The 10,040-nt window shown below is 66.9% G+C and carries 10 protein-coding genes; 3 read left to right on the plus strand and 7 right to left on the minus strand.

Features of this window, described 5'->3' with window-relative positions; all coding sequences use genetic code 11:
* Nucleotides 1-149: 149 nt before the first annotated feature.
* Entirely contained in the window at nucleotides 150-1,391 is a 1,242-nt protein-coding gene (locus NMB40_RS09435; protein ID WP_494360829.1) for an MFS transporter, read from the plus strand.
* A 66-nt stretch (nucleotides 1,392-1,457) separates the two neighbouring features.
* Here NMB40_RS09435 and NMB40_RS09440 read toward each other — a convergent pair whose 3' ends face one another.
* The gene (locus NMB40_RS09440; protein WP_494360830.1) at nucleotides 1,458-2,255 is read right to left on the minus strand and encodes an AraC family transcriptional regulator; all 798 of its coding nucleotides are present in this window, start codon (nucleotides 2,253-2,255) and stop codon (nucleotides 1,458-1,460) included.
* A 94-nt stretch (nucleotides 2,256-2,349) separates the two neighbouring features.
* On the opposite strand from NMB40_RS09440, the gene NMB40_RS09445 reads away from it, so the two are divergent.
* Complete coding sequence (locus tag NMB40_RS09445) at nucleotides 2,350-3,078, plus strand: SOS response-associated peptidase (RefSeq protein WP_494360831.1); 729 nt, start codon at nucleotides 2,350-2,352, stop codon at nucleotides 3,076-3,078.
* Between the two features lie 6 nt (nucleotides 3,079-3,084).
* Here NMB40_RS09445 and NMB40_RS09450 read toward each other — a convergent pair whose 3' ends face one another.
* From NMB40_RS09450 to NMB40_RS09475, 6 genes are all read right to left on the minus strand, one after another.
* Nucleotides 3,085-5,388 carry a GH92 family glycosyl hydrolase gene (locus tag NMB40_RS09450; protein ID WP_494360832.1) on the minus strand — a complete coding sequence of 768 codons (2,304 nt, stop codon included), beginning with the start codon at nucleotides 5,386-5,388 and terminating at the stop codon, nucleotides 3,085-3,087.
* 247 nt (nucleotides 5,389-5,635) lie between these two features.
* Nucleotides 5,636-7,123 (minus strand): glycine betaine/L-proline transporter ProP, encoded by a 1,488-nt coding sequence (gene proP / locus NMB40_RS09455; protein WP_494360833.1) that lies wholly within the window; start codon nucleotides 7,121-7,123, stop codon nucleotides 5,636-5,638.
* A gap of 291 nt (nucleotides 7,124-7,414) precedes the next feature.
* A complete protein-coding gene (locus NMB40_RS09460) occupies nucleotides 7,415-8,041 on the minus strand; it encodes an ATPase (RefSeq protein WP_494360834.1) in 627 nt (208 codons plus the stop codon).
* Nucleotides 8,042-8,044: 3 nt separating this feature from the next.
* Complete coding sequence (locus NMB40_RS09465) at nucleotides 8,045-8,386, minus strand: type II toxin-antitoxin system prevent-host-death family antitoxin (protein ID WP_068852335.1); 342 nt, start codon at nucleotides 8,384-8,386, stop codon at nucleotides 8,045-8,047.
* Nucleotides 8,387-8,457: 71 nt separating this feature from the next.
* Nucleotides 8,458-8,781 carry a thioredoxin family protein gene (locus NMB40_RS09470; protein ID WP_494360835.1) on the minus strand — a complete coding sequence of 108 codons (324 nt, stop codon included), beginning with the start codon at nucleotides 8,779-8,781 and terminating at the stop codon, nucleotides 8,458-8,460.
* 3 nt (nucleotides 8,782-8,784) lie between these two features.
* The gene (locus NMB40_RS09475; RefSeq protein ID WP_068852341.1) at nucleotides 8,785-9,204 is read right to left on the minus strand and encodes a host attachment family protein; all 420 of its coding nucleotides are present in this window, start codon (nucleotides 9,202-9,204) and stop codon (nucleotides 8,785-8,787) included.
* 152 nt (nucleotides 9,205-9,356) lie between these two features.
* On the opposite strand from NMB40_RS09475, the gene NMB40_RS09480 reads away from it, so the two are divergent.
* Complete coding sequence (locus tag NMB40_RS09480; protein ID WP_494360836.1) at nucleotides 9,357-10,040, plus strand: DUF3348 domain-containing protein; 684 nt, start codon at nucleotides 9,357-9,359, stop codon at nucleotides 10,038-10,040.

The following is a 10,040-nucleotide window of genomic DNA, read 5'->3' on the forward strand; positions in this document are numbered from 1 at the left end:
ACGATAGTGGTCCCTATCGCGCGAGACGGCAGCGTGCGTCCGGCTTACCCTCGTGCTCCGCTTGTCCCCCACCAGGTCCAGGCTGGAGCACGCGCCGGACCCTTGGCGGCGTGGCCGGCCGGGACCGCAGCTGTATTTCCAATGGTCCCATGAGCACAGAAACCCCGCCGTCCGCTTCGCCCGTCGTCCCTGCTTCGCCGGTCCTGCCCGCCGCTTCCGATCCCGCCCACCAGGGCTTTGCGATCCGCATCGTCGGCGCCGCCGCGTTCGCGCACCTGCTCAACGACATGATCCAGGCCGTGCTGCCGGCCGTGTACCCGATGTTCAAGAGCCAGTTCGCGCTCACCTTCGGCCAGATCGGCACCATCGCGCTGGTCTACCAGTTCACCGCCTCGCTGCTGCAGCCGTGGGTGGGCATGTACACCGACAAGCGCCCGCTGCCCTACCTGCTGCCTTCCGGCATGATCGCCACCTTCGTCGGCATCGGCATGATGGCCATGGCCAGCAGTTACGAAATGCTGCTGCTGGCGGCCGCCGTGGTGGGCGTGGGCTCGGCTACGTTCCACCCGGAAGCCTCGCGCGTGGCCCGGATGGCCTCGGGCGGCCGCTTCGGCACCGCGCAGTCCACCTTCCAGGTCGGCGGCAATACCGGCTCGGCCATCGGCCCGCTGCTGGCCGCTGCCGTGGTGATTCCGCACGGCCAGCGCGCCATCGGCTGGTTCCTGCTGATCGCCGCCGTGGCCATCTTCGTGCTGTTCCGGCTGACCGGTTGGACCGTGCGCCACGGCCAGGCAAAGATGAACAGTCTTGCGCGCTCGCATGGCATCGGCCTGAGCCGCGGCAAGGTGGTGCAGGCCATCGCGGTGATCGCGGTGCTGATGTTCGCCAAGTTCGTGTACATCGCCTCCATCACCAACTACTTCACCTTCTACCTGATCGAACGTTTCCACCTGAGCGTGCAGCAGAGCCAGATGTACCTGTTCGTGTTCCTGGCGTCGATCGCGCTGGGCACTTTCATCGGCGGCCCTGTGGGTGACCGGATCGGGCGCAAGGCGGTGATCTGGATCTCGTTCCTGGGCGTGGCGCCGTTCGCGCTCGCCCTGCCCTACGCCAACCTGATGGGCACCGCCGTGCTGGCCGTGGCCGTCGGCCTGGTGATGTCGTCGGCGTTCGCGGCGCTGGTGGTGTATGCGCAGGAAGCCGTTCCAGGCCGCGTGGGCATGGTGTCCGGACTGATGTTCGGCCTGATGTTCGGCATTGGCGGCATCGGCGCGGCCGGGCTGGGCAAGCTGGCCGACATCCACGGCATCGTGTGGGTGTACCACCTCACCTCGTTCCTGCCGTTGTTGGGGTTGGCTACTGCGTTTTTGCCGAAGACCTCCGCGCGCTGAGAGAGGGTGCCGACTAACAGTCGGCACCTACCGCCGCACGCTGCTGCGCAGATTTTACATTCACCGCTACTGGAAGAACTGGCTGGGCAGCTGGCCGAATCGCTTCTTGAACATGGCGGTGAACGCGCTGGGGCTGGCGTAGCCTTGCGACAGCGCTACGTCGATGACCTTTTCGCCGTGGGCGAGGCGTTCGAGGGCGCGGACGAGCCGGATCTGCTGGCGCCACTGGCCGAAGGTCATGTGCAGTTCGCGCGCGCACAGGCGCTGGATCGTCTTGGCGTCCACGCCGAGGCGAACCGCCCACTCCTGGAGCGTGGAAGCATCGTCCGGAGCGGCGTCCCAGTGCTGCGCGATCTGCTGCAGGCGCGGGTCGACCGGTTCGGGAACATGCAGCGGCAGCACCGGCAGCGCCTGCAGTTCGTCCAGGATCAGCTGCATGAGGTGGCCGTCGCGCGAGTCCGGAACGTAGGGCTGCTCCACGATGGCCGCCGCACCGATCAGTTCGGCCAGCAGGGGTGTGATCGAGACCGTCGCTGCGCTGGGCGGCGCATCGGCGATGGCCTGCGGCAGGATGTACAGGCTGCGCATGCGCACCGCGCCGATGCAGCTCACCTTGTGGCCGATCCCTGCCGGCATCCAGATCGCGCGCGTGCTGGGCACCACCCAGCGGCCTGCGCCGGCCTGCACCACCAGCACACCGGAGGCGGCATAGACCAGCTGGTGGCGGTCCGGATGGTGGTGCAGCGGAATCACCGTGCCGGCCGCGTAATCGCGCGCCCGGCACAGCACGGCCGACTCGGGGCCCAGCGGCAGGCGCTGGCCAGCGGCTTCGACCGGCGCGATGTCTTTTTTTCGATGAGGCATGGGCAGATACCGCGAAACAACCACCCCGCGACTCTAGCGCCGCCCGCGCCGCCGCTCAACCACATGCTCACGGCGCGCACCCTACCCTGCACCCATGCGTCGTTTCGCCCAAGCCATCGCCGAGCCGGAATCGGTCCCTGACGGGCTGCCACGCGAGCTCGCCGCTGCCGTGGCCGCAGCGCCGGACCGCTACAACATCGGCAAGGGCTCCACCGCATCGGTGCTGGCCCGCACGGCCGAGGGCGAGCTGATCGTGACCGACATGGTCTGGGGGCTGGTGCCGCGCTGGTCGAAGACGCCGGATACGCCCTACACCACGGTCACCGCGCGGCTGGATCGGGCGCCCGGCAGCCGCATCTTCGCCAAGGCCTGGGCCGAACGCCCCTGCGTGATCCCGATGACCGGGTACTACAAGCTGGACCGCCAGCGCCGCCCGCCATGGCCGCTGTTCGTGCAGCGCCGCGATGGCCTGGCCCTGCTGGCGGCCGGCCTCTGGGAGCACTGGGAGGACAGCGAAGGCCACGCGATGGACTCGTTCAGCGTACTCACCGCCCCCAACCGCGCCATTCCGGCACCGCTGACGCCGGATGGGCCGGTGTTCCTGCCCGCTGAGCTGGCAGTGGCATGGCTCTCCGGTGCCGCCAACACGCCTGCCGCGCTGCGGGTACGCTCGCCGGCACTGGAGGCCTATCCGGTCGGACGCGCCTTCCGCGACCTCAAGCGCGACGACTACACGCTGCTGGAGCCGGTCGACCCGGACCTGGAAACGACATCGCCGCCCCCGGTGGACGGGGACGGCGATGGCTGGGACGAAGACAGCTGAGCGGCGTCAGCGCGACATCGAATACGGCTGTTCCGCGCCCTCACCGGGCCATGCCTTGTTCGGCGCAGCCTGCAGGGTGAAGTGCAGTTCGCCGCCCGCCAGGATTTCCGCATGGCGCAGGAAGGTGCGGTTCAGCGGCTTGCCGTTGAGCGTCACCGAACCCACGTACTCGTGGCCCTTGCCCATGCCCTCGGTGGTGATGCGGAAGGTCTTGCCGTTCGGCAGGTTCAGCACCGCCTTGGGCAGGAACGGGCGGCCGATGATGTACTCGGCGCTGCCCGGTGCCACCGGGTAGAAGCCCAGCGCAGTGAACACGTACCACGCCGACATCTGGCCCAGGTCGTCATTGCCGGCCAGGCCATCGGGGCGGTCGGCGTACTGGGTGTCCATGATCTGCTTCAGGCGCGACTGCGCGCGCCACGGCTGGCCTGCGTACGAGTACAGGTAGGCCACGTGGTGGCTGGGTTCGTTACCGTGCGCGTACCAGCCGATCAGGCCGGTGATGTCTTCCATGTGCTCGAAGATGGACGGATCGACCTTGGCATCGAACACCGCATCCAGCCGCGCCAACAGCTTGTCGGCGCCGCCGTGCACCTCGGCCAGGCCGGCCACGTCCTGCGGCACGTACCAGGAATACTGCCAGGCGTTGCCTTCGGTGTAATCGGTGCCGTAGCCGCTGGCGCTGGGATCGAACGGGGTGCGGAAGCTGCCGTCACGCTTGCGTGCACGCATGAAGCCGGTCTCGGCATCGAACGCATGGCGCCAGTTGCCGGCGCGCTTGTCGAATTCCGCAGCCACGTCGGTCTTGCCCATGGCCGTGGCCATGCGTGCGATGGTCCAGTCGTCGAAGGCGTACTCCAGCGTCTTGCTGGCGGCTTCGCCCTCTTCATCGATCGGCACCCAGCCCAGCTCGCGGTACTGCGCGATGCCGTCGTAGGGGCCGTAGTTGGCGGTGGCGACCATCGCCTGCAGCGCCTTGTCGGCGTCGAAGCCACGGATGCCCTTGACGTAGGCATCGGCGATCACCGGCACCGCGTGGTAGCCGATCATGCACCAGGTTTCCTGGCCGTGGAACGCCCACACCGGCAGCATGCCGTAGGCACTGTTGTGCTGGTGGGCCAGCAGCGAATTGACCATGTCGCTGGTGCGCTGTTCCGGCTGCACCAGGGTCAGCAGCGGGTGCAGGGCGCGGTAGGTATCCCACAGCGAGAAGGTCGAGTAGTTGGTGTAGCCCTCGGCGCGGTGCACCGCGTTGTCCGAGCCGCGATACTGGCCATCCACGTCCATGAACAGCGTCGGGCCGAGGAGGCTGTGGTACAGCGCGGTGTAGGCGCTGCGTTTGTCATGCGCGGGAGCCTCGATGTCCAGCACCGACAACGCCTGCTGCCATTGCGTGCGGGCGTCGGCGCGGATGCGGTCGAAGTTCTGGTCTTTCGCTTCGGCGTCGAGGTTGGCGATGGCGCCGGCTTCGCTGACCGAAGAGATCGCCACGCTGACCACCAGCGGGGCATCCAGCTTGCCGAAATCGAACGTGCCGACCAGCTGGCGGCCTTCGATCTGCGGGCGCTGCTCGGGATTGTTCTGGCCCGGCGGCGGGAAGCCCTTGTAGGCGATGTCGGTCTCGGTGTTGTGCAGCGCGTGCCCGGTGAGCGGGCGCGAGAAGCGCATGGCGAAGTACAGCTGCCGGCCCGGTGCCCAGCCGCGGGTTTCACGGAAGCCGGTCACGGTACCGTCCTCGCGCAGGCGCAGGCGCGACCACAGGATCTTGCCGGGGTAGTCGTACAGGCTGGTGCGCAGGTCGAGCAGCAGCTTGGCCTGCTCGCCCTTCGGGTAGGTGTAACGGTGCACGCCGGTGCGGGCGCTGGCGGTGAGCTCGGCGCGGACCTTGTAGTCCTGCAGCGTCACGGCGTAATAGCCGGGCTCTGCCTTTTCATCCTTGTGGTCGAAGCGCGAGGCATAGCCGCTGCGCGGCTTTTCCGGATCGCCACGCTCCAGGCCGGGGTCGCCGGTGAACGGCATCACCAGCACATCGCCCAGGTCGGAATGGCCGCTGCCGGAGAAATGGGTGTGCGAGAAACCGACGATGCTGCTGTCGTCATGGCGGTAGCCGGCGGCCCAGTCGTAGGCCTTTTCGCGCGGCTGGATGCGGGTGTCCGGGCTGAGCTGGACCATGCCGAACGGAACGGTCGCGCCGGGATAGGTATGCCCTTCGCCGCCAGTACCAATGAACGGGTCCACGGCCGCGTAGGCGCGTTCGCCTGCACTCTGCGGCGCCGCTGTCGCGCCGCCTGCCACCAGCATGGCGCCCATGGCCAATGCCACCAACCCCGACTTCCCCGCTCTGCTCATATGGATTTAGATCGATTCAAGGTGAACCGATCCTAGCATTGGTTGTCCCCGCGCCGCATGTTGCGGCGCGGGGGTGTTAACTGGGGTGGCTTGGCTGGGGTTGCCACGCAGGGCGTGGCACTACCTCACCGTTACGTGGCGCTTGGCATTGGGATAGCCCAGGTGGTGGCTTCGGTTGGATTTCGTGGTTGCCACATGGCGCCGGGGGTTACGCCGGCCTCGCTTCGCTTGGCACAGCCGCTTCTGGCAACTGCGGTTGGGTGGCGTCTACCGTGACCGGTTCGTCGCTGCGCAGCAGGGCGTGGGCTTCGGCTTCGCTGGCCACCGCGGGTGGCGAGCCGCGCAGCGGCAGGTTGGCGGTTTCGTTGACGAACAACATGGTCACCAGGCCGATCACCGCTGCGCCCATCAGATAGTACGCCGGCACCAGCGGGTCGCCGGTGCGCTCCACCAGCCAGGCGGTGATCAGCGGCGTGGTGCCACCGAACAGCGACACCGACACGTTGAACGCGATCGACAGCGCGCTGTAACGCACCGGGGTGTAGAACAGTGCCGGCAGCGTGGACGGCATGGAACTGGTGAAGCACACCAGCGCCAACCCGAGCAGCATCAAGCCGAGGAAGATCAGCCAGTCGTTTCCGCTGCCCACCAGCAGCAGGCACGGAATGGCCAGCGCGAACAGCGCGATGCAGGCGCCGATGATCATCGGCCGACGGCCCAGGCGGTCACTGAACAACCCGCCCACCACGTTGAGCGGCATCATCACCAGCATCACGATGATGATCAGCAGCAGCCCCTTGCTCTCGGCATAGCCCATGGTCACGCTCAGGTAGCTGGGCATGTAGGTGAGCAGCATGTAGTCGGTGACGTTGAACACCAGCACCAGGCCCACGCACTTGAGCAGCTGCGGCCAATGCACGCGCAGCAGCGCGCCCAGTCCCGGGCGCTCGAGGTCGCGCTTGTCCGCCTCTTCGGCATAGGCGCGGAAGGCCGGGGTTTCTTCCAGCTTCATGCGCATGTACAGGCCGAGCAGGCCCAGCGGGCCGGCGATCAGGAACGGCAGGCGCCAGCCCCAGTCCAGCATCTGCGTGCTGCTCAAGGCCATGTGCAGCACGGTCACCGTGGCCGCACCGGCGATGTAGCCACCCAGCGTGCCGAATTCGAGCCAGCTGCCCATCAGGCCGCGGTTGCGGTCGGTGGAGTATTCGGCGATGAAGGTGGCCGCGCCGCCGTACTCGCCACCGGTGGAGAAGCCCTGCACCAGGCGTGCGAGCAGCAGCAGTGCCGGGGCCCACATGCCGATGCTGCCGTAAGAGGGAATCAGACCGATGCTGAAGGTGCCCAGCGCCATCAGGATCATGGTGAAGGCCAGCACTTTCTGGCGGCCGTACTTGTCACCCAGCGGGCCGAACACCAGCCCACCCAGCGGGCGGACCAGGAATGCCACGGTGAACGTGGCAAAGGTGGCGATCAGCTGGGCGGTCGGGCTGCTGGCGGGAAAGAACACCTGGCCGAGCGTGACCGCAAGATAGCCATACACACCGAAATCGAACCACTCCATCGCATTGCCGAGCGCGGCGGCACCCACGGCTTTCTTGAGCATGGGGCGGTCAACCACGGTGACTTCGTCGACCTTCATCTGGCGGCGGCGCTTGAACCACCCGAAATGGGCGTGTGCGGCATGCAGTTCCTGCATCTGCTTTCTCCTGGAAGCAGGGTCATCAACGCACCCGATGTCCCGCGCAAGGCACAGGAAAACACCGCCTCCGGAAGAACGCGGCACGATGCGCGAAGAGGGGTAACAACAGGCGTTCCCGGACGGCCGCGAGGAACACCACGGCGCTGCAGGAAGGATGACCGAGAGACGGGCAATGGCCCGAGGCAATGATCAAGCGATCATGTTAGCACAATGTGTGCATGCGGCCTTTATGGCTTCTTCACATGCCGCTGAAACGCCTTGTTTCAAGGCGTTTTTGAATGATCGCGGTTACGCGCTGGCCTGCAGTTCCATTGCACGCATCACGATGGGTTTGGCCCAATCCGGTGTCTGCAGCAGATCGATCACCGTGACCGGAAAGTGCAATCCGTCGCGATCCAGCTGCAGCAGTGGAAGCGGTGCCGCCCTGCCCTTTGCATCGGCCGGTGCGCTGTTGTCGTACACGTGCAGCTCGGCAAGATGCGGCAGCAGTTCGATCAGGTTTTCGCGCGCGGAATCGAAACGTGCGCGGATCTTGTCGTGCGGAATATCGTGGCCGCCCTGGCTGACCCGGTCGGCCACGCGTTCGATGTGCAACGCCACGCTGTGCAGGCCGCAGAACCAGATCGCCACGTCGTGGGTCTGGCAGGCATCGCGCAGCAGGCGCGGAATGGTGTTGCCGCCCAGCGTGGTTTCAAATGCGAAATCGGTGCCATCGGCCATCGCCTGGCGCAGCCGTCTGGCGCCTTCGCTCCATGCCGCTGCGTTGGCTTCGTCCAACGGCCAGCCCTGCTCCACCAGCCGTCGGGTGAAGCTGTCCGGGTTGAACCAGGTCAGCCCGGCGTCGCGCAGCCACGTGCCCAGCAGCGAACTTTTGCCTGCGCCATTTACTCCGGCCAGTACCAGGATCCGCGCCACCGATCAGAGCGACGGGCCAAGGGCGGTCCTGCGCCCGCGACGGATCGGCTGGCCCATCACCTTGCCCAGCCCACCGTCGGTATTGAGGCTGGCCAGGGTGGTGTCGAACTCCGCACGCAGGCGATCCAACTCACCCTGGCGCGCGTCATCCGGGTTGCCGGCCGCGCGGGCCAGCAGCTCCTGGTAGGCCTTGATGTCCACGATCACCGCTTCGGGGTGGTTGTGGTTGGTGATCACCAGGGCCTGCTTCTCGCGCACGGTGCGCATCAGGCTCGGCCAGCCCCGGGTCTTCACCGATGACGCAGTGGCCTTTTCAAGGCCGGGAACATCCAGGGGCAGGCTCATGACGGACATCCAGCGGAGGGATGTGGCCAATATACCCTTTTTTGGTAAATTGGGAATAAAGGGATATTCATCTACCCGAGGGCGCGTTCGAGGGCATCCAGATCTCCCTCGGCGGTGGGGCGCACCACCCGCGCCACTTCCGGCCCGTCGCGCAGCAGGACCAGGGTCGGCCAGCGCTTGACCGTGAAGGCGCGCCCCAAGGGCCGCCCCTTGCCGTCCTCGACCTTGCGGTGGTCAAGGCCGTGTTTTTCGACAAAGTCCTTGACCACCGGCTGCGCAGCGGCGCAATGCCCGCACCAGTCCGTGCCGAATTCCAGCAGCAGCCAGCCCGTGCCCGCCTCTACCTCGCCGCGGAGCGGCTCCAGCTGGTCGGTGAACCTGCGTGCGTAGGCCATGACTCAGGCCGCCAGGGCGCGCTGGATGTCGTCCAGCGTGGAATTGGTGTAATCCTTGGCGATCTCCTTCAGCATCCGGCTCTGTACTTCCTTGTGCAGCTGCGGCCGGATGTGGCCCAGCGTGGTCGGGTCGGCGATCAGGATCAGGTGCTCATAGCGGTGCTTGAGCGCGTGATCGTTCAACTGCTGCGCCAGCTGTTTGGCGAAGGTGGCTTCATTGAGCTGGGAAATGCTCATGTCCTTGGGCACCGCGCCGGACGGCCCTTGGCCGGACACGCCTTCGGCGCTGATGTCCTTGACCTCCAGTTCCTCCTCCTGCTTCAGCTGCAGCGTGCGGCCGTCGCCCACATTGGTGAACACACGGGCCGAGCCGCCATCAGCGACGATGACGAGGGTACCTTTGGGGATCTGCAGGGTGGACATGGTGGACTCCTTGGATGGAAAAACGGGCGATGTGTTGGCCCGCCCCCACCGTAGGGAAACGAATGTAAGCGCGGTGCATAGGCGCGTGTTCACCGTGTGTGCAAGGGCATTCAGGGAGTCGGTCCGTCATTACAGTGTAAAATTCGCGGTTTTTGACCGGAACCATGGCGAAGAAGCAGCACCGCACGCCTGTCCCCGGCCCGCCCTTCATCCGGTTGCTGGCGGCGCTGGCCGACCGCAATGCCCCGCGTACCGGGCCCGACCTGTCCGACCGGCTCAGCCAGTGGATCGACTGGACCCGGGCCGTGGCGTTGTCGCGCGCGCTCGACGGGCGGCTGCCGGCCGTGGTCGAGTCCGAGGCCGAACCGGGTTCCGTTGACGCGCTGGACGTGGAATGCGCGCGGGTGCGCGCCAGCCTGGTCGACAGCATCACCGCCCCGCCGGCGGCAGGCAAACCGGTCGCGACCGACGCCACCGCCTACCGCCAACGCTGTCTCACCGTGCAGCGCGCCATGCTCACCGCCACCGGGCGCCTGCGTGGCCTGCTGCGGGACCGGCTCAGTGCCGGGCCCGGCGAGCTGCCGCGGCTGGCCGAGGTGGATGCGGCCATGGAGCAGGCGCTCAGCCCGCGCGAGCAACAGCTGCTGGCCAGCGTGCCGGCCCTGCTCGGCGCCCATTTCGAGCGCCTGCGCGAAGACGCCGGCACCACTGAGGTCGATCCCGACAGCAGCTGGCTGCACTTGTTCAGGAACGACATGCAGGCCGTGCTGCTGGCCGAGCTGGATGTCCGTTTTCACCCTATCGAAGGCCTGCTTGCAGCGCTTCGCCCCCACTAA

This window comes from Stenotrophomonas sp. FBCC-B152 (assembly GCF_059134105.1).